An 18,275-nucleotide genomic window follows, 5' to 3' on the forward strand; every position below is an offset into this window, starting at 1 on the left:
TGCTCCCGACGTCGGCTTCCGTGTCGACGATGAGCGCAGCGTCGCTGCGTCGTGCGGAGCTTGTGGGGCGGCGGGCTGGAATCCGGTTGCCGCCCACCGCGGTGTTGTCGGAGGGCTGGAACGACGTCGGGGGTCGACCGCATAGCGCTGCGGCCGACCGGCGTGTGCCGGTCGGCCGCAACGCTACGCCCTGTTCAGCTTGTGGTGTTGTAGTAATACCAACCCTGCGCCACGGTCGGCACCTGACCGGTGCCCTTCTGGAGCACCTTGATCACGCAGTTCGACTGCCGGTACTCGTACGTCCAGCTGACGGAGTAGCCCCAGCCGCCGTACTTCAGGTTCCCGTAGTCTGCGGCCGGGATGGTGTGGGTGTAGGTGTGCCCGAGCGTCGTCACCAGCGACTTCGTCGCCGAGGAGCTGACCGTTGCCTTCGCGGCAACCACCAGTTCGTCCGTCGAGACCTCGGCCCCGGCGGAGATCGTCGCGCTGATGGTCCGCTGCGTCTGCACCGTTCCGGTGACCGAGCCGCCCGGCCCGTCATGGAACCAGGTGGCGTTGTCCCACATGAAGTGGTAGGTCGCCGAGGTGATGCCGAGCACGGCATCCGCGGCGCAGGAAGGCGTGACCGACGCCGCCGAGGCGGGTGACGCGCCGAGCCCCAGAATCGAACTCGCCGCGAGCACAGCCGACGCCGCGATGGCGCTCGATCGCCTGCTTAGGGACATTCACTGCTCCTCTCGTTCATCCGCCGGTTTCAGGCGGCGGCCCTGTACAAAGGGTTTGGGCGCGCTGAGTGCGTCCGACTCCTTACTTCCGTCGCACACTGACGCCCTGTCAACAGCCGCCAGTTTCCCCGTTCGACCTGCCGAAGCCCACGTCATCCGACCGGCAAACTAACCGGCACCCTTGCCGGCCGGGGCCTTGTAGGATCCGGCACGGCTGGGAGAAAGTTAGAGCTCTGATCTCGTGCCGGAGAGGCGGCCAACGTGCGAGGCGACACGTGAACGATGCACGGCCCATCGGAACCTGGCTCAAGCAGGAGCGACACGCCGCGGGATTGACACAGGAAGACCTGGCCGCCAAATCCGGGGTGAGCGTGCGGACGATCAGCAATCTGGAAGGGGGCCGGATCGGCAGGCCCTACCCCAGATCCCTTCAGCTGCTCACGGCCGCGCTAGGGCTCCCGGACGCGGACGGCACCGAGCGGATGACCCGGCTGCGCGCCGGCCGCGCCGAGAGAGCCTCGCCCGAAACCCCGCGGCAACTGCCCGCAGCGGTTCGGCACTTCACCGGCCGACAGGCCGAACTGGACACGCTCACCGGCCTGTTGGGCGCGACCGCTGCCGGGGATGCGGTAGCGATCTCGGCGATCGACGGGATGGCCGGAGTCGGCAAGACCGCGCTCGCGGTGTATTGGGCGCACCAGGTCGCGGACCGCTTCCCTGACGGCCAGTTGTACGTCAACCTGCACGGTTTCGCCCCCGACCGGCGACCCGCTGCCCCCACCGAGGTGGTGCGGGGCTTCCTCGGCGCTCTCGGTGTGCTCCCGGCCCAGATTCCAGCCGACCTGGACGCCCAGACCGCCCTGTATCGCACTCTGATCGCCGGCCGCCGGATACTCATCGTGCTCGACAACGCCCGGGACGCGTGCCACGTGCGGCCGCTGCTGCCCGGCAGCCCCACGGTCGCGGTCCTGGTCACCAGCCGCAACCAGCTGACCGGCCTGGCCGCCGTCGACGGCGCCCGCCTCCTGACGCTCGACCTGCTGACGGTGCCCGAGGCCCGTGAACTGCTCAGCGCCCGCCTCGGCACGGCGCGGGTGGCCGCCGAGCCCGAGGCCGTCCAACGCATCATCGCCGCCTCGGCCCGCTTGCCGATCGCCCTGGCCATCGTGGCCGCCCGGACCGAGGCCAACGCCCGTTCCCTCGCGGAGGTGGCCGGGGAACTGGATCAGGCCGGGCAACGCCTCGACGTGTTCGACGGTGGTGACCCGGCCGCCGACGTACGGGCCGTGTTCTCCTGGTCGTATGCCACACTGAGCGCTCCGGCGGCCAGGCTGTTCCGGCTGATCGGCCTGCATCCCGGGCCCGACCTGAGCGCTCCGGCCGCGGCGAGCCTCGCCGCCTCCCCTCTGGCGCAGGCGCAGTCGCTGCTGACCGAACTGACCCGAGTCAACCTGATCGCCGAAAACACCCGCGGGCGCTACACGCTGCACGACCTGCTCCGCGCGTACGCCATCCAGTTGGCCCACACCGGCGAACCCCACCGGCAGCGCGACGCCGCGACCCGACGCATCCTTGACCACTATCTGCGCAGCGCCTTCGCGGCGGACCGCCTGTTGGACAAGGACCGGGATTCGATCCGCCTCGCGCCTGCCCATACCGGCGTGGTCTTCGAACGCCCCACCGACTACCAGGGCGCGCTGGATTGGTTCACCACCGAACACACGGTGCTGCTGACCGCCGTCGACCTCGCCGCCGCCGCGGGAATGGATGCGCACGCGTGGCAGCTGACCTGGACCCTGTGGACCTTCCTCGACTGGCAGGGTCACTGGTACGACCACGCCTCCGTCGGGCGCACCGCGGTTGCTGCCGCGGCGCGACTGACCGACTCGGACGCGCAGGCCCTCGCCCACCGCCAACTCGCCCGCGCATACACGCGACTCGGCCGCCTCGACGACGCACATGCGCTGCTCAGCCACGCCCTCGGTCTGTACATCAGCGCCGGCGACCAGACCGGACAAGCCAACACCCACAACAACATCGCCATCGTGTGGGAGCGACGGTGCGAACCGGCGCGCGGCCTCGACCACGCACGCCAGGCCTTTGACCTGTTCCGAGACGCCGGACACCTGATCGGCCAGGCCAAGGCGCTCAACAACGCCGGATGGTTCCAGGCCCTGCTCGGAGACTACCAGGCAGCCCTCGCCACCTGCCGCGAGGCCTTGGTCCTCCACCGGGCATCAGGCAACCGATACGGGCAGGCCGGCACCCTGGACAGCCTGGGGTTCGTCCACCACCAACTCGGCCGCTACACCGAAGCCCTCGACTGCTACCGCCGCGCCCTGAGCTTGCACCGCGAACTCGGCGACCGGTACTACGAAGCCGACACGCTCTTCCGTTCGGGCGACACCTATCGCGCGAGCAGGGATCCCAACGCCGCCGAGCATGCCTACCGGCAAGCCCTGAAAATCCTCAACGAGCTCGGCCACCCCGACGCCGACAAGGTCATGGCAAAGCTCGATCTCGCTGAGAGTTTGCAGATCGGCTGATAACGGATACACGCATCACAACCCGGGATAGACCCGAGCCCGAATCAGCAGGCCGTGTTCGTATTGCCGCTACGGCACGCGCGGGGTCAACGGGAAGTGCGTCCCGATGATTTCCTGGATCTCCTGCGCGGTATCGCTGTAGGCCGACAGTTCTGACTCCTGCCGCCCGCCGACGATGACGCCCGCACCGCCGCAGCCATTCGGGTGGATCTGTACCTGAGCGAGCAAGGAACCTGAGGCGGAGTCGAAGTCAGCCGGGCAGCTGTAAGCACCCTGTGGCTGCGTCGGCAGGCCATCGATCAGGTTCTCGACCCGGTTGATCTGGGCCACATACACCGCGCAAGAGGGAAACACGGGGGAAACGCTCGCTACCTAGACTCGCCGTCATGAGCTTGACGATCGCGGACTCCCCGTCCGAGTGGAGCCGGTTCGGCCAGGACTCGGTGGAGCGGCGCATGCTGGTCGCGGCCGGGGACGCGCTCGGGGCCCGGCTGCGTCCGCGTCCGCTGCTGCTGCCGGAGGGGCGTCAGCGGGTCGAGGTGGAGGGGATCGACTCGGACGGGCGGATCGTCGCGCAACTGGTCGCGAACCAGGGTGCCTATAAGCCATCGTATCGCAATAAGGTGATGGCCGATCTGTTCAAGCTGCTGTGGCTGCGTGCCGCGGTGCCGAGCGCGGAGCGTGCCGTGCTGGTGGTGACCGAGCCGGTGCTGCAGGCGCTCGGCGGCTGGGTGGCGATCGCGGCGGCGGACCTGGGCGTGGAGGTGTACGTGTTCTCCGGCGAGCGGGTCGATCCGCTGCCGCCGCGACCCTGAGGCTTTTTCACGCGGCCGCAACACGGGGACGCGTTTTCGCGCAACAACCCGTCGTTAGCGTTACCGACCAAGCAGCGGAATTCCGCGTGGCAGACACAGGTCTCTCGCTACGCACGCTCTCCGCCATACGGACCGGGCAACGCCAGCATCAGCGATTCCACGCGAATGCTGTGCCCGTCGACGGTATGGAGGGATGTTGCATGCAGCAGCAGGCACCGCGTGCGGCGGCGATCGAGCTTTCCTCGGTGCGCCGGGTCTACGGCTTCGACTCCTCCGCGACAGTCGCGCTGAGCGGCGCGGATCTGCGGATCGAGCCGGGACGCTTCGTCAGCCTGATCGGCCCGAGCGGCTGCGGGAAGTCCACCGTGCTGCGCCTGGTTTCCGGTCTCGAGGAGCCGGACGCCGGCAGCGTCCTGGTGCACGGGATGACGCCCGCCGAGGCCTGCGCCGCGAAGCTGATCGGCTTCGTCCCGCAGACGCCCGCGCTGCTTCCCTGGCTGTCGGTGCTGAGGAACGTCACGCTCCCGCAGAAGATCAACCCCAGGGCGGGCAGGCGGCGCGCGGCCGGTTCGGCGAGTCCTGATATGCGGGAGCTGCTGCGCAAGGCGGGGCTCGGCGAGGCGATGGACAAGCTGCCCGCGCAGCTGTCCGGCGGGATGCAGCAGCGTGCCGCGATCGTGCGCGCCTTCGGGCTGCGGCCGGAGGTGCTGCTGATGGACGAGCCGTTCTCGGCGCTCGACGAGTTCACCCGGGAGAGCCTCCAAGATCAGCTGCTTGATTTATGGGATGAGCTGAAGACGACGGTCCTGTTCGTCACGCACTCGGTGTCCGAGGCGGTTCGGCTCTCCGACACGGTCGTGGTGATGGCGCCGAAGCCCGGCCGGGTCGTGGACGTGGTCGACATCGACCTGCCGCGACCACGCGGTGAGCGGCTGTTCGAGGAGCGCGACTTCCACGCGTACGAGGACCTGATCCGGGATCGGCTGCGCAGCGCCTGGCGGTCGACCGACGCCGCGACGGTCGGGGGGACGAACCGATGAGCCTGGCGTCGCAGCGCACCACGGCGGTCCCCGTGGCAGAGACCGAAACCGGCATCGTGCCCCGCGAGCCCTCTCGCTGGAGCCTGAAGCACCCGCGCTCGCGGCTCGCGTGGATTCGTCCGGCGATCTGGCTGCCGCTGGTCGTGATGCTCGCGCTGCTCGGCGGGCTGTGGCAGTGGGGCACGGCGCGCATGCCCTACCTGCTGCCGCCGCTCAGCGCGGTCGGCGAGACGCTCTCGCGCAATCCCGGCTACTACCTGCGCAACGCCGGGATCACGCTGGAGGAGTCGCTGCTGGGCCTGGCGATGAGCTTCGTCGCGGCGTTCCTGCTCGCAGTCGTGATGAGCGAGGCCCCGCTCGTGCGCCGCGCGGTCATGCCGATCGCCGTCGTGCTGAACGTGACGCCGCTGGTGGCCATCGCCCCCGCGCTGGTAGTGGCCTTCGGGTTCGGCTCGGCGCCGAAGCTCATCATCACGGCGCTGATCTGCTTCTTCCCGATCCTGATCAACACGGCCGTGGGCCTGCGTTCGGTGCCGCAGCCGGTGCTCCAGGTGTACAAGACGATGAACGCCTCGCGGCTCGAGATGCTCGTCCACCTGCGGGTACCGAACGCGCTGCCGTACCTGTTCGCCGCGCTGCGCATCGTCACCCCGCTCTCTGTCATCGGAGCCGTCGTCGCCGAACTGTCCGCGTCCGGGTCGACCGGCGGCCTCGGCACGGTGATCAGCAACGCCTCGTCCATGAACCAGCTCGCGGTCGTCTACGCGGCGATCGGCGTCCTCGCGGTGATGGGCTCGGCGCTGATGCTCGTGATCACCGTCATCGAACGCCGCGCCCTGCACTGGCACGAGAGCTCGGCCGACCGCACCTAGTCCACGTTCCCCACCCGATCCCCTCGATCCCGACGGGACGCTGCACCCTGCCCGGAAAAGGAGTAGCACCATGCCCCGACACCACCACTTCGTCCGAACCGGAATAGCCGCGTTGACCGCCGCGGCCGCGGCCCTCGGGCTCGCCGCCTGCGGTTCGAGCAGCGGCGCCACGGCCTCCGTGTCCGGCTCGGCGATCTCGTCGCAGCGCTGCGCCGAGAACAGAGCCGCAGGCCAGATCACCTACCTGTCCGGCTACCAGTACCAGTCCTCGGCCTCGATCCTCGAGTACGTCGCCGCGAGCAAGCTCGGCTACTTCAGCGATCTGTGCCTGAACGTGCGCCTCGAAGCGGGCAGCGGCGACACCGCGCAGGAGACGAAGCTGCTGGCCAGCGGAAAGGCCTCCATCGCGGCCGTGGCCGAGCAGGACCTGATCCAGGCGCGGGCCAACGGCATCGACATCACCGGGATCTCGTCCTACTCGGACGCCGGGCTCGACATCCTGATGACGAACAGCGACATCACCAGCCTCACCCAGCTCGACGGGAAGGTCGTCGGCGACAAGGGCTATGTCCCGGCCGCCGTGCGCGCGATGCTGGTCAAGGCGGGCGTGAACTGGAGCTCGCTGCAGATCGTGAAGGAGGGCTACGACCCGACCGTGCTGCCGCGCCACCAGAGCGGCCTCGAAGCGCTGACCGGGTTCGTGTCGAACGAGCCCAACCAGCTCGAGAACGCGGGCGACAAGGTCACCGTCTGGCAGCCGGTCGACTACGGAATCCCCAGCTCGCTCGGCGCGATGGCGGTCAACCCCGCGTTCGCCGCCGCGCACCCGACCGCCGTCCAGGACCTGCTGCGCGCCGCGCTGCACGCCTACTCCTACTGCACCTCCAGCCAGGCGCACGGCGCCGAGTGCGTGGGCTACGCGGCGAACCTGTCCGGGCCGACCTACGACACGAAGCTCAACGAGCAGATCTGGAACACCGAGACGAAGACCGTCACCGACAACCCGACGCCCGGCCAGCCGCTCGGCGGCATCGACTCGAAGAACGTGACCGCGCTCGTGGACATGCTGCACCAGTTCTCGATCATCCCGGCGAGCGTCACCTCCACGCAGGCGGCGTCCTGGTTCGATGACTCGTACATCAAGGCCGACTACAGCGGCGACACGCTCGTCTGGCCCGCGCCGTAGCCGAGGAGAGAAGGAGGGCAGCACATCATGGGCGCTGTTAAGGATTACGGGATCTTCCTGCCGATCGGGAACGGCGGGTGGATGCTCTCGACCACGGCTCCGCATCCCGAGGCCAGCTACGCCTGGAACCGGCGCGCGGCCGTGCACGCCGAGGAGATCGGCCTCGACTTCGTGATGTCGATGGCGAAGTGGCGCGGCTTCGGCGGCAGCACCGACCACTGGGGCCGCTCGCTGGAGTCGATGACGCTGATGTCGGCGCTGGCGGAGGCGACGAGCCGGGTGAAGATCTGGGCGAGCATGCACGCGAACGTCTTCAACCCGGCGATCGCCGCGAAGATGTTCACCACGCTGCAGGACGTCAGCGGCGGCCGGGCCGGGATGAACATCGTCAACGGCGCCTACGCGGCCGAGTTCGAGCAGTACGGAGAGTGGGACCCGGAACTCAGCCACGCGGACCGGTACGTGATGACCGAGTTGTGGACCGAGGCCGTGACCCGGCTTTGGTCGGAGGACTCGGTGACGATGCACACCCCGTTCTTCAACCTCGAAGACTGCGAGTCGCGCCCGCACCCCAGTGTGCGTCCGACGATCATCAGCGCCGGACGCTCCGAGGACGCCCGCGCGTTCCAGGCCAAGTACGCCGACGGCGCCTTCCTGGCCAGCGACACCATGGAGGAGATGCGCGACCTCTCGCGCGACGTGCACGAGCGCGCGGCGGCGAACGGCCGGGTGTGTAAGACCTACTCGATGCTCACCGTCGTACAGGACGAGACCGAGGAGGCGGCGAAGCGGAAGGTCGAGGAGTGGGGAGCCGGGCTCGACCGGGAGGCGTTGGCATTGATGCGCTCGTCCTGGGGCATTCCCGCCGAGCAGGCGCGCGCGTGGGCGGCGGGAGCGGTCGGCGAGGCCGCGTTCCAGACGCCGTACGTAGCGGGTACCGCGGAGACGCTGATCGAGCACATCACGTACATCGTCCACGAGGCCGAGCTCGACGGGCTCATGCTGATCTTCCCCGAGTACGACAAGGACATGCTGCTGTTCGGGGAGACGGTGCTGCCCGCGCTGCGCGCACACGACGCGGAGGCTGCGGCATGACCGGCCTCAGTGAACTCCGCCGAGCCCAGCTCGCGCAGTTGACCATGCCCGGCAGCAAGCCCGCTCTCGTCGTCGTGGACGTGCAGCGGGACTTCGCCGACCCCTGCCGGCTCGGTGCCCTCGACCTGTCCGACGCCGTGCTCGCCGACCTCGACTCCGCCGTGCGCAAAGTCGCGGAACTGGTCGGCGCGGCACGCGAGTTGGACGTGCCGGTCGTGTGGGTCGAACTCGGCAGCGATCCGGCACGGCCTTGGCGGGCGAGCGGATGGCTGCGAGCCGGTGACTACGACGCGCCCATGGGGGAGGACGAACCCTGCGTCCTGGGCACCGCGGGCGCCGAGTGGTACGGGACGCAGCCCGCCGAGGGGGAACTGTGCGTGGTCAAGCGCGGCTACAGCGGCTTCCTCGGCACCGATCTCGACACCAGGCTCCGCGAGGAGATCGGCTGTGATTGGCTGACCGTCGTCGGCCTGACCACTGAATGCTGCGTCCAGGCCACCGCGCAGGACGCGCTGCAACTCGACTGGCCGGTCCTCGTCGCCCGCGACGCCACCGCCGCGTACGACGCCGTCGTGCACGAGGCTGCCCTCGCGCAGCTTGCGCTCAACATAGCGGTGCTCTGCGACAGCGACGAGGTGGCCGCGCTTTGGAAGCAGGCAAGCCCATGACCAGTGGGAACATGCACATCGCGTACGACCTGTCCTTCACGCACACCGAGGGCCGGTGGGCGCGCGAAGGCAGCTGGGTCGGGCGCGACTTCCCCGACGTGCGCATGTATATGGAGCTCGCGCAGACCGCCGAGCGCGCGGGTGTGGACATGCTCTTCTTCGGCGACGGCTCCGGCGTGCCGAGCACGTGGCGTGGCAGCATCGCGCCGGCCGTCGAGTGGGGCATCCAGTGGCCGCGCCACGACATGTCGCCGGTCATCGCCGCGATCTCGACCGTCACCGAGCACATCGGGTTCGGCCTGACCTACTCCTCGACCTACCTGCACCCGTTCTACGTCGCACGGCTGCTCAACTCGCTCGACCACGTCACCAGCGGCCGGATCGCGTTCAACGTCGTCGCCTCGACGCGCGGCGCCGACGCAGCCAACTACGGTTACAGCGAACTGATCGACCACGACCAGCGCTACGAGCGCATGGAAGAGTTCGTGGCCGTATGTAAGGCACTGTGGGACTCGGTAGCCCCCGACGCGATCGTGCGCGACCGGACGACCGGACGCTTCGCCGATCCCGCGAAAGTGCACCCGATCGACCACGCCGGGCATTTCTTCACCGTCAAGGGACCGCTGGCCAGCGTGCCGAGCCCGCAGGTGCACCCGGTGCTGATCCAGGCGGGCAACTCGCCGCGCGGAATCGCCGCCTCCGCCTCGTTCGCAGACCTCATATTCGGCTTCGGGGCGTCGCTCGCCGGACAGCGGCGCCACCGTGCGATGCTCGACGAGGCGCTGACCAAGGAGGGCCGGGACCCCGAGCAGATCGGCATCCTCTGGGCTACGCAGCTGGTCGTCGGACGCACCGCAGCCGAGGCCGAGGCGCGTCGCGAGTCCGTGCTGAAGTTCTGGAGCCGCGAAGCCGTCGGCACATTCCTGTCGCACAACTGCGGCTACGACTTCGCCACGCTGCCGAAGGAATTCAAGCTCGGCGAGCTGCGCGACGCGATCGTCGCCGCCAACGCCAGCCCGGCCGGATTCGTCGGCCACCTCGTCGACGAACTCGGCGAGGGCCACGCGATGACCCGCGACGAGCTCTTCGAACGCGGCTGGACCTCGGCGACCGGACTCGACCACACGATCGTCGGCGACCCCGTGGCCGTCGCGGACGCGCTGGAGGAGAACTTCGCCGCCACCGGAGCACGCGGCGGCTACATGTTCTCCAGCCCGCTCGGCATGCCCTCCGGCTTGGCGGAGATCAGCGAACTGCTGCTGCCCGAGCTGCGGCGCCGCGGAACGCTGGCCCCGCGCTATCCCGGTCGCACGCTGCGCGAGAACCTGGCCGTCTGAGCTCGTGCCATGAACGTCAGAGAACCGCGGCGGCCCCGCGACTGGCTCGCCCTCACCGGCCTGTGCCTCGGGTTCTTCATGCTGCTGCTCGACAGCACCGTGACTTCCGTCGCGCTGCCCGCCATCGTCACCGGGCTGCACACGACCCAGGCGACCGCGATCTGGGTGAACAGCGGCTACCTGTTCGCCTACGCCGTGCCGCTGCTGCTCGCCGGAAGACTCGGCGACCGCTTCGGCCGCCGCCGCGTCTACCTCGCCGGACTCGCCACGTTCACCGCGGGATCGTTGCTGTGCGCGCTCGCCGGATCGATCGGGCCGCTGATCGCCTGGCGGATCGCGCAGGGCGTCGGCGCGGCGCTGATGACACCGCAATGCCTGACGATCATCCGAGCGCTGTTCCGACCCCCGCGCCTCGCGGTCGCCCTCGGACTGTGGGCCGCGATCGGCGGCGCGGCGACCGTCGCCGGGCCGCTGCTCGGCGGGTTCCTCGTCGAGGCGTGGGGCTGGCCGTCGGTGTTCGCCGTCAACCTGCCGGTCGGCCTCGTCACGGCAGCCGTCGTGCTCACGTGGGTCCCGAACACGGACCGCCACACCGCGACGGTGCCGCTGTGGGCCTTGGCGGGCAACGCGATCGGCGTCTTCGGGCTCGTACTCGGCGTCCAGGGAACCGGCGGCGGCGCGGCCACCGCCTTCGGCGTACCCCGCTGGACCTGGGCGGCCGCGGGAGCGGTACTCGTGATCGCCGTCATCCGGCTCCAGCGCGACGCGGGCGAGGCGGCGCTGCTCCCGGTCAGCCTGCTGCGCGTCCACGGATTCGTCACGGCGTCACTCGGAGCCGGTGCGGCAGCGTTCTGCGTCGGCTCCGCGCCGATCCCGCTGATGCTCTACCTAGAGGACGGCAAGGGGCTGAGTGCGGGCGCGGCCGCCGTGACGATGGCGCCGATGGGAGTCGTCTGCCTGGCCGCGGCGCCGTTGTCCGCGCGCATGAACAACGCGCTCGGCCCACGCCTCGTGGCGACCGTGGGCGCGGTCACGCTGACAGCCTCGGTCGGCGGCTGCGCCGTGCTGATCGCTCACGGCGCCTCACGCTGGCCCTTGGCCGCGGTATTCACGCTGTTCGGCGCGGCGAACTCCTTCGTCTGGTCGCCGTTCTCCATCACCGCGATGACCTCCGTCGCGGACGCGGCGGCCGGAGCGGCGTCCGGCGCCTTCAACGCGGTCAAGCAGTTCGGCGCCGTCCTCGGCAGCGCGGTCACGGCCGCGATGTCGGCGAGCGGAGCATCGTACGCCGCCGAACTCGGTGCGCTCGCCGGCGTGGCGCTGCTCGGCATCGCCCCGGCCGCCGCCCTGCGCACCTCCGCGTCACAGCCCACGCATCAACCGGAAGCAATCCCCCTGGAGGTCGGATCATGACCATCACCGCTGCGATCATCGTCGGCAACCCGAAGACCAAATCCCGCACCCGCGAGGCCGCCGAACTCCTCGCGGCCGCGCTCGGCGCCGAGGCGAGCGTCCTGGAGGTCGCCGAACTCGGCCCCGGCCTGCTCGGCTTCGGATCACCGGGCGTCGCCGAAGCCGTGGCCCACGTGCAGACGGCCGACCTGGTGATCGCCGCCTCGCCGACGTACAAGGGCACGTACACCGGCCTGCTCAAACTCTTTCTCGACCAGTTCGAGACCGCCACCGGCCTCGCCGGGCAGGTCGGCATCCCGCTGATGCTCGGCGGCGGCCCCGCGCACGCGCTCGCCCCCGAGCTCACCCTCAAGCCCGTACTCGTCGAGCTCGGCGCGATCTGCCCGGCCCAAGGCCTCTACCAGCTCGACTCGCGCTACACCGACGACGGCACCCGCGAGCAGTGGATCGAGCGCTGGGGCCCGACGATCCTCGCCACCGCCGCACAGCGACATGCCACGACCCGAGGAGCATCGCAGTGAACGAGCAGCAGGGCTTCACGGCCGACCCCGCCGAGATGAAGGCGGCGTTCTCCGGCTTCCCCTCCGGCGTCGTCGCCCTCGCCGCCCTGATCGACGGCGCACCCCAGGTCATGATCGCCTCCTCCTTCGCCGTCGGCGTGTCCCACGACCCGCCGATGGTCTCCTTCGCCGTGCAGAACAGCTCCACCACCTGGCCCGCGCTCGCCACCGCCCCGACGCTCGGCATCTCCGTACTCGGCGCCGACCACGCCGACAAGACCCGCCAGCTCGCCTCCCGCAACAAGCATGACCGCCTGCTCGGCGTCGAGCTCGCCGAGTTCGAAACCGGCGCCCTCTTCCTGCGCGGAGCCCCCGCCTGGCTCGAATGCGTGATCGAGCACCGCTACCCGGCCGGGGACCACGAGATCATCGTGCTGCGCGTCCTCGCCCTGCGCTCCGACGAGGAACCCAGTCCACTGATCTGGCACCGCCGCGAGATCAAAGTCCTGTCTCCGTGAAGACCGAAGCGAAGTAGCGAATGCCGCTACCTCGCGTCGTCGCCGCCTATCTGGTCACGGCACCGGGCTGCGCCTGGGAGGCGGTGCCGCTGCCAGGTCGCCTCGTCGAGCCTGTGGGGCTCGGTTATTGGAATTTTCGCCGTTGGCCTCGGTCTACGCGTATTGGCGGGGGTGGGTCAGGCTGCGATCTGGTACTCGTACGTCAGTCCGCCGAGGATGGGTTTGCGGCGTAGTCGGTAGGCGGCGATGTTGATCGGCTCCGTTGGTCCGGTCTCTGCCTGGTGGGGGTGAAACACGCCCTTGGGCAGGTGCGTCATGTCGATAGCCGGTGGTCATTCCGGGGCCGTCGCGGCCAGCGCCTCGCCGGGTTCCAGCAACCGGCACAGTGCCGCGACCAGCCGCCGGATCCCGGCGACATCCAGGGCATCCTCCCGGCCGAAGGAGTACAGCACCTTCGTCTTCGACGACTTCGAGACCGGGTCCCACTCGTTGTGGGCCAACTGCAGATAGCCGATCACCTGGCCGTCGCCGGTGCGCCGCGTCGAGCGCTTCACCTACACGAGCGCCGACCCTAGCGATCAACCTCCTAGGTAATCAGCCCGGGTCCGCAGGTCACCGCTGGTAGCTGAATTAACCGTGTCACTACGCGCTTCCGACGTTTCCACCAGGCGGCAACACCCTGACCTGGCATGAAACGACTCAACATGCCGTCAGACCCCGATTATCTGCGGAACGCAGGCCGAAGGCGTTGCCGGCTCGTGGTGTGGTCCAGAGGAACATCTCCAGGACCAGGATGTAGGCGTGTAGCGCCGCTATGGCAGGAGCACTACAGCGGCGGAAAGCGCGTCGCGCCCTACTTGCCGCCACGCATCGAGATGCGTGGCGGCAAGACCAGCTTGTCATCCGTGCGCCCGGGGCCGGCCACACTACGAGCAATTCATGAGCGGGCCCGGAGCCGCTGTCGGCTGTGGGTCAGTGAGCGGTACAGGTGAGCGTCGGACTGGCGTTGCTGCCGCTGTAGCTGGCCTGGAATCCGAAGCTGGTGTTGGATCCTGGGGCGATCGTGCCGTTGTAGCTCGAGTTCGAGACGGTCTCGCTTTGACCGTTCTGCTGGTTGTCGGCGTTCCACATGTTGGTGACCTGCTGGTTGCCAGGCCAGGTCCAGGTGACCGTCCACCCGTTGGCGGCCGTGGCGCTGGGGTTGCTGACGGTCACGTTGGCGGTGAAGCCGCTGCCCCAGTCGCTCGCCACCTGGTAGGTGACCGTGCAGCCGGAGCCTCCGCCTACTCCGCCGCCTGCGGATGTCGTCGCCGAGACCGCCGCGGACGGCGAGGAGAGGTTGCCCGCCGCGTCATACGCGACCACCGTGTACGAGTACTGCGTCGATGCGGCCAGGCCGGTGTCGGTGAAGCTGGTCGTGGTGGAGGTGCCGGCGAGCGTCGTGCCGCGGTAGATGTCGTACCCGGTCACGCCGACGTTGTCGGTCGATGCGGTCCAGGTCAGCGAGGCGCTGCTGCTGGTGGTGCCGGAAACCGTGAGACCGGTCGGTGCGCTCGGCGGTGTGGTGTCGCCGCCCCCGGTGCCGCCGCTGCCGAGCGCCGGATAGGCGTCGGTCACCAGCTGCTGGAATTGGGCGGCGAACCAGTTGCCGGCGGGGATGTCGTAGCCGGGGATGGCGTCGGTGGGGTAGGTGCCGCCGTTGCCGTCGGTCTGGGTGCCGTTGGGGTCGCAGTGCGGGTCGCCATGGGTGTGGGTGGCGGTGGGGTAGTCGCCGTCGGACTCGCCCGGGGGCTTGATCCATACGTCGGCGATGATGTGGTCGCCGGCACCGTAGGGGTTGGCCTGCGGGCGGGCGCCGATGCCGGCTCCGTTGACGTTGCACCAGTCACCGCGGAACGGACGCTGGTCGACCTTGTTCGCGGAGACGTAGCTGTTGACGTCGGTCGGGCTGGAGTTGAGCGCGGTGGGCCGGGCCGAACCGCCCCAGCCGTTGCGCGAGGTGTCGATCACCATGCCCACACTGCTGGGGAAGCCGCTGGAGACGAACTCGCTGTACATCGCCTCGTCGTAGCTGTGCTCGTCGAAGTACGGGTTCCACTGGTAGAAGTTCGCCGACTCCAGCGGCTGCCCGCCAACGGTCAGGCTCGAGTTGGGCAGGAACGGCTCGTCTGACGGGGTGGTGTTGGCGGTGTCCGAGACGAAGCCGTCCACGGTGGCGTACCCGCCGGTGGCCGACTGCACGACCTTGGCGTACTCGGGGCCGGCGCCGGTCATGTTGTTGGGCCAGCCCAGCCAGCCGGAGTGGCCGATGTCCAGGTAGTTGTAGATCTGCGAGCCTATGGCGTGCAGCTTGCCCAGCGCGTACGCGATGCCCTTCTCGTAGTACGGTATCGCGGTCGCGCAGGCGCTCTTGCTCTGGTTGGTGACCGCGTTGGGCAGCGAGTCCGGCTCGACGAAGTTCACGATCCGCAGGTTGGCGTACTTCGCGTTGCCCTCGAGCGCGACGATCGGGTCGATGTACTGCGACTCGTACTCGGTCAATCCCGCGTCCGTGGCCGGGATCTCACCATTGGAGGCTAGGGCGGCGCAGTCACGGCCGGGCAGGTCGTAGACGACGACCTCAATGAGGACCGGGTTGGAACTACTCTGCGACTGCGTTTCCGCGTTGTCCAGCTGCGCTTGCAGGCCCAGGTGGGTGCTGTCGCCGGCGATGGCGCCGATGTGGTCCATCCAGATCGCGGTCTGGTACGTGGCGACCTTGGCTTCGGCGGCGTTGTTACCGTCGGCGGAGGCCTGGCTCTGTACCTCCGAGACGTAGTTGGGGTTCAGGTACGAGACCGCGCCGACAAACGGATTGGTCACGTGCGTGGCCGCGAACGGTTTGGCCATATGCGTGGCCGCCTGAGCGGCATGGGTGCCCAGCAAGGGCATGAGTAGGGCGGCACCGACGGCGAGCGTAAGGGACGCAGCTCGGGTCGGCCGGCGGTGATCAACCACTGGTCGTCTGTCCTTCGGTAGGTGAGTGGGGAGTCAGGGTGAGTAACCACCCGTACTGGGGGCGCGGCCGTGCGATCACCGCGCATCATCAAAGTACGAGTCGAAAACGACACGTCAACGGTTCGCGTCCGAGGTGGCGCTTTCACCTGGTCGATGCTCGGCGGTGTTGCGAAAATTACACGCCACATCCAGGAGGCCGCAGGGCTGCCCGGACTCCAAAGCCGCCGCGCACCCTGGATTCCCCAAGGCCGACTTCACCATCGGCTGGGCGGCACATACCGTCACCGGCCCGAACGGCGCCACGAGTCCGGTGTGGAAACCGACCGAGACCGACGGTCATCCCGCCATCTCAGCGCTCTTCTCCCGAAGAGACTGCCGCGCCTGCCCCCTTTGCGCCCGCGGCCGTGAAACTTACAGGCGGCCGACCCGCTGGGGGCCCGCAATTGCGCGGCGATTCTTGACGGACGGCCCTAACCGATGAACTCTTTCTTAGTCCGGTACGTAACGCGCCCGTTAAGGGATGTTCTTCGGCATACTCACCTGGAGGCATTCCGGTGTCCACACTCGTTGGCCTGGACGACCGGCCCACGCTCGCCGACGTGGCCACGTTCGCCGGAGTATCGCTCGCTACCGCGTCCCGGGTGCTCACCGGCTCCGCCCGGGTAAGCGAGGAAGCACGCCGCCGCGTGCAGGAGGCGGTCGCCCGGCTCGGCTACGTGCGCTGCCGGGCGAAGCGGCTGCCGGAGCGCAGCGGCGGTTCCGTCGCTGCGATCGTCACCGAACCCAGCGCGCGCTTCTTCTCGGACCCCTTCTTCGCCCGGCTGCTGCGCGGCGCCTCCCGGACGCTGTCACCCGTCGGCTACCAGTTGGCGTTCCTCGCCGTACATGACCCTAACGAGTACGCTGCAGCGGCCCGCTTCGTAAGCCGCGGTGGCGTGGACGGCGTGCTGCTGGTCTCCTCGCACGGCTCCGACCCGCTGATGCTGGCGCTGCGCACGGCCGGCCTGCCCACGGTCGTATGTGGCAGGCCCTTGTCTCCGTGCGGCGTACCGTACGTGGATGCCGACAACGTCGGCGGAGCACGTGCAGCTGTGGGACATTTGCTCGCTTGTGGACGACGCAAGCTCGCGACCATAGCCGGTCCGCGTGACATGGCCGCGGGCATCGACCGGCTCCAGGGGTTCAGCGCGACACTCGACGCGGCCGGCCTCGAATCCGTCGTCGCATACGGCGACTTCTCACTGGCGTCCGGCGAGCACGCGATGACCCGGCTGCTCGAGCGCCGCCCCAATCTCGACGCGGTCTTCGCCGCTTCCGACCTGATGGCGGCCGGCGCGCTGCGCGCGCTGCGCCGGAGCGGCCGTCAAGTGCCTGATGACATCGCGGTCATCGGCTTCGATGACGATCCGATCGCCCAGTACACCCAGCCGCCGCTGAGCACGATACGTCAGTCCGTGGAGGAGCAGGGTTCGACCATGGCTCGGCATGTCCTCGCGCTGATCGACAAGGCATCGACTCCCGACCCGCAGACCGCGCTGCCGACATCCTTGGTACGCCGCGAGTCGGCGTGAGTCAGGCCAGCGGGTTTGCAGTTGCAGGCCCCAGGGCGGGCGGCCGCGACCGCGTGAGCTTCAGCGTCGGCTGACCTGCTGCGAACGGATATGGCTTGCCCTTGCTGGTCGGCGTGCTGCCTGCGGGCGGCTCGTCGCGGCTCCGGCTGATTGTGACACCGGGGACGGGTGGCGCGTTGGCGCCGGGAGTTATTCTGATCCAGCGCTCGGCGTAGGCGTTCGCGCGCGGGCATTGCGGCGGGGTCTTGACCACCTCGATCTCCGTGCCGGCCAGGACGTGGTCGACGGTGCCGGTAACCTGTCCTCCGCGGTCACACAGCAGGACCTTGAACTCCTCCACGCTCGCCGAGGTCCATGACCAGGTTGCGTGCGGCCTGCGCGGTCCACGCGCCGTCCGGATTGGCGGTGACGCCCAGCACGTGCACGTACCGGGTCTCGAGCTCGATGCGAAGAACACGTAGACACGTTTGAGGGTCACCGCGCAATCGACTTGTGCGAAGTCGCAGGCGAGTGCGGTGGCGGCGTGGGCTTGGAGGAACTGGCGCCACGTGTTTCGGTCGCGCCTGGGCGCGGGCGGAATGCGGCGGTGGCGCAGCAGCGTATCCGGAGTCACCAACCGCTCTTCGGAGTCCAAGGACGCGGAGATACTCGCGTTCCGACACGAGGTGGCGATTCTGCGCCGCGGAAACCCGAAGCCGACAATGACCTGGCCGCGGCGGGCCGTACTCGCGGCCCTCGCCCGCCAGTTGCCCAGGCGCTGCGCGGGCACGGGATCGTCACGCCAGGCACGCTGCCGCGCTGGCACAAGAGGATGCTCGCAGCGAGGTGGCTCCAGCCGAGACCACCGGGCCGCCCACCGGTCTCCGACGAGCTCGTCGCGCTGATCCTGCGCCTGGCCAGGGAGAACCGCCGGTCGGGCTTCGTGCGGATCCAGGGCGAGCTGCGTCGAGCTGGTATCGGCGAAGACCAGCCTCGGGAGCGCGCGTGGGTAC

17 protein-coding genes and 3 pseudogenes are annotated in these 18,275 nt (G+C 69.1%); 13 read left to right on the plus strand and 7 right to left on the minus strand.

The window, feature by feature from the left end:
• Window positions 1-194: 194 nt before the first annotated feature.
• On the minus strand, window positions 195-725 hold the full coding sequence (locus VG296_RS17210) for a hypothetical protein (RefSeq protein ID WP_325566755.1): 531 nt from the start codon (window positions 723-725) through the stop codon (window positions 195-197).
• Window positions 726-1,000: 275 nt separating this feature from the next.
• Here VG296_RS17210 and VG296_RS17215 point away from each other — a divergent pair, with 275 nt between their 5' ends.
• Complete coding sequence (locus tag VG296_RS17215) at window positions 1,001-3,271, plus strand: tetratricopeptide repeat protein (protein ID WP_325566756.1); 2,271 nt, start codon at window positions 1,001-1,003, stop codon at window positions 3,269-3,271.
• A gap of 69 nt (window positions 3,272-3,340) precedes the next feature.
• Here the strand turns inward: VG296_RS17215 and VG296_RS17220 are convergent, their stop codons facing one another.
• The gene (locus tag VG296_RS17220; protein ID WP_325566757.1) at window positions 3,341-3,601 is read right to left on the minus strand and encodes a hypothetical protein; all 261 of its coding nucleotides are present in this window, start codon (window positions 3,599-3,601) and stop codon (window positions 3,341-3,343) included.
• Between the two features lie 56 nt (window positions 3,602-3,657).
• Between VG296_RS17220 and VG296_RS17225 the strand changes: the two genes are divergently transcribed.
• From VG296_RS17225 to VG296_RS17270, 10 genes are all read left to right on the plus strand, one after another.
• On the plus strand, window positions 3,658-4,086 hold the full coding sequence (locus VG296_RS17225; protein WP_325566758.1) for a hypothetical protein: 429 nt from the start codon (window positions 3,658-3,660) through the stop codon (window positions 4,084-4,086).
• A gap of 200 nt (window positions 4,087-4,286) precedes the next feature.
• Window positions 4,287-5,126: an ABC transporter ATP-binding protein gene (locus tag VG296_RS17230; RefSeq protein ID WP_325566759.1), complete on the plus strand. Its 840-nt coding sequence runs from the start codon at window positions 4,287-4,289 to the stop codon at window positions 5,124-5,126.
• Window positions 5,123-5,998, plus strand: coding sequence for an ABC transporter permease (locus tag VG296_RS17235; protein ID WP_414641102.1), 876 nt, complete (start codon window positions 5,123-5,125; stop codon window positions 5,996-5,998). The genes VG296_RS17230 and VG296_RS17235 overlap by 4 nt, the downstream gene beginning before the upstream one ends.
• Window positions 5,999-6,068: 70 nt before the next feature.
• Window positions 6,069-7,184: an ABC transporter substrate-binding protein gene (locus tag VG296_RS17240; RefSeq protein WP_325566761.1), complete on the plus strand. Its 1,116-nt coding sequence runs from the start codon at window positions 6,069-6,071 to the stop codon at window positions 7,182-7,184.
• Between the two features lie 27 nt (window positions 7,185-7,211).
• Window positions 7,212-8,279: an LLM class flavin-dependent oxidoreductase gene (locus VG296_RS17245; protein WP_325566762.1), complete on the plus strand. Its 1,068-nt coding sequence runs from the start codon at window positions 7,212-7,214 to the stop codon at window positions 8,277-8,279.
• On the plus strand, window positions 8,276-8,947 hold the full coding sequence (locus tag VG296_RS17250; RefSeq protein ID WP_325566763.1) for an isochorismatase family cysteine hydrolase: 672 nt from the start codon (window positions 8,276-8,278) through the stop codon (window positions 8,945-8,947). Before VG296_RS17245 ends, VG296_RS17250 begins: the two co-directional genes overlap by 4 nt.
• The gene (locus VG296_RS17255; RefSeq protein WP_325566764.1) at window positions 8,944-10,284 is read left to right on the plus strand and encodes an NtaA/DmoA family FMN-dependent monooxygenase; all 1,341 of its coding nucleotides are present in this window, start codon (window positions 8,944-8,946) and stop codon (window positions 10,282-10,284) included. The genes VG296_RS17250 and VG296_RS17255 overlap by 4 nt, the downstream gene beginning before the upstream one ends.
• A gap of 9 nt (window positions 10,285-10,293) precedes the next feature.
• The gene (locus tag VG296_RS17260; RefSeq protein WP_325566765.1) at window positions 10,294-11,697 is read left to right on the plus strand and encodes an MFS transporter; all 1,404 of its coding nucleotides are present in this window, start codon (window positions 10,294-10,296) and stop codon (window positions 11,695-11,697) included.
• Window positions 11,698-11,699: 2 nt separating this feature from the next.
• The gene (locus tag VG296_RS17265; RefSeq protein WP_349259595.1) at window positions 11,700-12,218 is read left to right on the plus strand and encodes an NADPH-dependent FMN reductase; all 519 of its coding nucleotides are present in this window, start codon (window positions 11,700-11,702) and stop codon (window positions 12,216-12,218) included.
• A gap of 35 nt (window positions 12,219-12,253) precedes the next feature.
• Window positions 12,254-12,715, plus strand: a complete 462-nt coding sequence (locus VG296_RS17270) for a flavin reductase family protein (protein WP_349259596.1) — start codon at window positions 12,254-12,256, stop codon at window positions 12,713-12,715.
• A 176-nt stretch (window positions 12,716-12,891) separates the two neighbouring features.
• Here the strand turns inward: VG296_RS17270 and VG296_RS17275 are convergent, their stop codons facing one another.
• The 4 genes and pseudogenes from VG296_RS17275 to VG296_RS17285 form a co-directional block, all read right to left on the minus strand.
• Window positions 12,892-13,032, minus strand: a complete 141-nt coding sequence (locus VG296_RS17275; RefSeq protein ID WP_325566768.1) for a hypothetical protein — start codon at window positions 13,030-13,032, stop codon at window positions 12,892-12,894.
• Window positions 13,033-13,053: 21 nt separating this feature from the next.
• Window positions 13,054-13,269, minus strand: a pseudogene (locus tag VG296_RS17280) (IS1634 family transposase); the annotation flags it as partial.
• Window positions 13,270-13,414: 145 nt separating this feature from the next.
• Window positions 13,415-13,618, minus strand: coding sequence for a DUF1304 family protein (locus VG296_RS32915; protein ID WP_414641103.1), 204 nt, complete (start codon window positions 13,616-13,618; stop codon window positions 13,415-13,417).
• Between the two features lie 69 nt (window positions 13,619-13,687).
• A complete protein-coding gene (locus tag VG296_RS17285; protein ID WP_325566770.1) occupies window positions 13,688-15,604 on the minus strand; it encodes a glycoside hydrolase family 6 protein in 1,917 nt (638 codons plus the stop codon).
• 662 nt (window positions 15,605-16,266) lie between these two features.
• Between VG296_RS17285 and VG296_RS17290 the strand changes: the two genes are divergently transcribed.
• A complete protein-coding gene (locus VG296_RS17290) occupies window positions 16,267-17,283 on the plus strand; it encodes a LacI family DNA-binding transcriptional regulator (RefSeq protein WP_325566771.1) in 1,017 nt (338 codons plus the stop codon).
• Between the two features lies 1 nt (window position 17,284).
• Here the strand turns inward: VG296_RS17290 and VG296_RS32920 are convergent.
• Window positions 17,285-17,893, minus strand: a pseudogene (locus VG296_RS32920) (hypothetical protein); the annotation flags it as partial.
• Between the two features lie 201 nt (window positions 17,894-18,094).
• Between VG296_RS32920 and VG296_RS17300 the strand changes: the two are divergent.
• Window positions 18,095-18,275: pseudogene (locus tag VG296_RS17300) on the plus strand (transposase); the annotation flags it as partial.

Origin of the sequence: Actinospica sp. (assembly GCF_035552695.1) — a bacterium.
Taxonomy (GTDB): Bacteria; Actinomycetota; Actinomycetes; order Streptomycetales; family Catenulisporaceae; genus Actinospica.

Excerpts from the sequence above, each read along its gene's own strand:
- VG296_RS17210 (WP_325566755.1), bottom strand. The coding sequence starts at position 725 with ATGTCCCTAAGCAGGCGATCGAGCGCCATCGCGGCGTCGGCTGTGCTC.
- VG296_RS17225 (WP_325566758.1), top strand. The coding sequence starts at position 3,658 with ATGAGCTTGACGATCGCGGACTCCCCGTCCGAGTGGAGCCGGTTCGGC.
- VG296_RS17230 (WP_325566759.1), top strand. The coding sequence starts at position 4,287 with ATGCAGCAGCAGGCACCGCGTGCGGCGGCGATCGAGCTTTCCTCGGTG.
- VG296_RS17235 (WP_414641102.1), top strand. The coding sequence starts at position 5,123 with ATGAGCCTGGCGTCGCAGCGCACCACGGCGGTCCCCGTGGCAGAGACC.
- VG296_RS17240 (WP_325566761.1), top strand. The coding sequence starts at position 6,069 with ATGCCCCGACACCACCACTTCGTCCGAACCGGAATAGCCGCGTTGACC.
- VG296_RS17245 (WP_325566762.1), top strand. The coding sequence starts at position 7,212 with ATGGGCGCTGTTAAGGATTACGGGATCTTCCTGCCGATCGGGAACGGC.
- VG296_RS17250 (WP_325566763.1), top strand. The coding sequence starts at position 8,276 with ATGACCGGCCTCAGTGAACTCCGCCGAGCCCAGCTCGCGCAGTTGACC.
- VG296_RS17255 (WP_325566764.1), top strand. The coding sequence starts at position 8,944 with ATGACCAGTGGGAACATGCACATCGCGTACGACCTGTCCTTCACGCAC.
- VG296_RS17260 (WP_325566765.1), top strand. The coding sequence starts at position 10,294 with ATGAACGTCAGAGAACCGCGGCGGCCCCGCGACTGGCTCGCCCTCACC.
- VG296_RS17270 (WP_349259596.1), top strand. The coding sequence starts at position 12,254 with ATGAAGGCGGCGTTCTCCGGCTTCCCCTCCGGCGTCGTCGCCCTCGCC.
- VG296_RS17275 (WP_325566768.1), bottom strand. The coding sequence starts at position 13,032 with ATGACGCACCTGCCCAAGGGCGTGTTTCACCCCCACCAGGCAGAGACC.
- VG296_RS32915 (WP_414641103.1), bottom strand. The coding sequence starts at position 13,618 with ATGACAAGCTGGTCTTGCCGCCACGCATCTCGATGCGTGGCGGCAAGT.
- VG296_RS17285 (WP_325566770.1), bottom strand. The coding sequence starts at position 15,604 with ATGGCCAAACCGTTCGCGGCCACGCACGTGACCAATCCGTTTGTCGGC.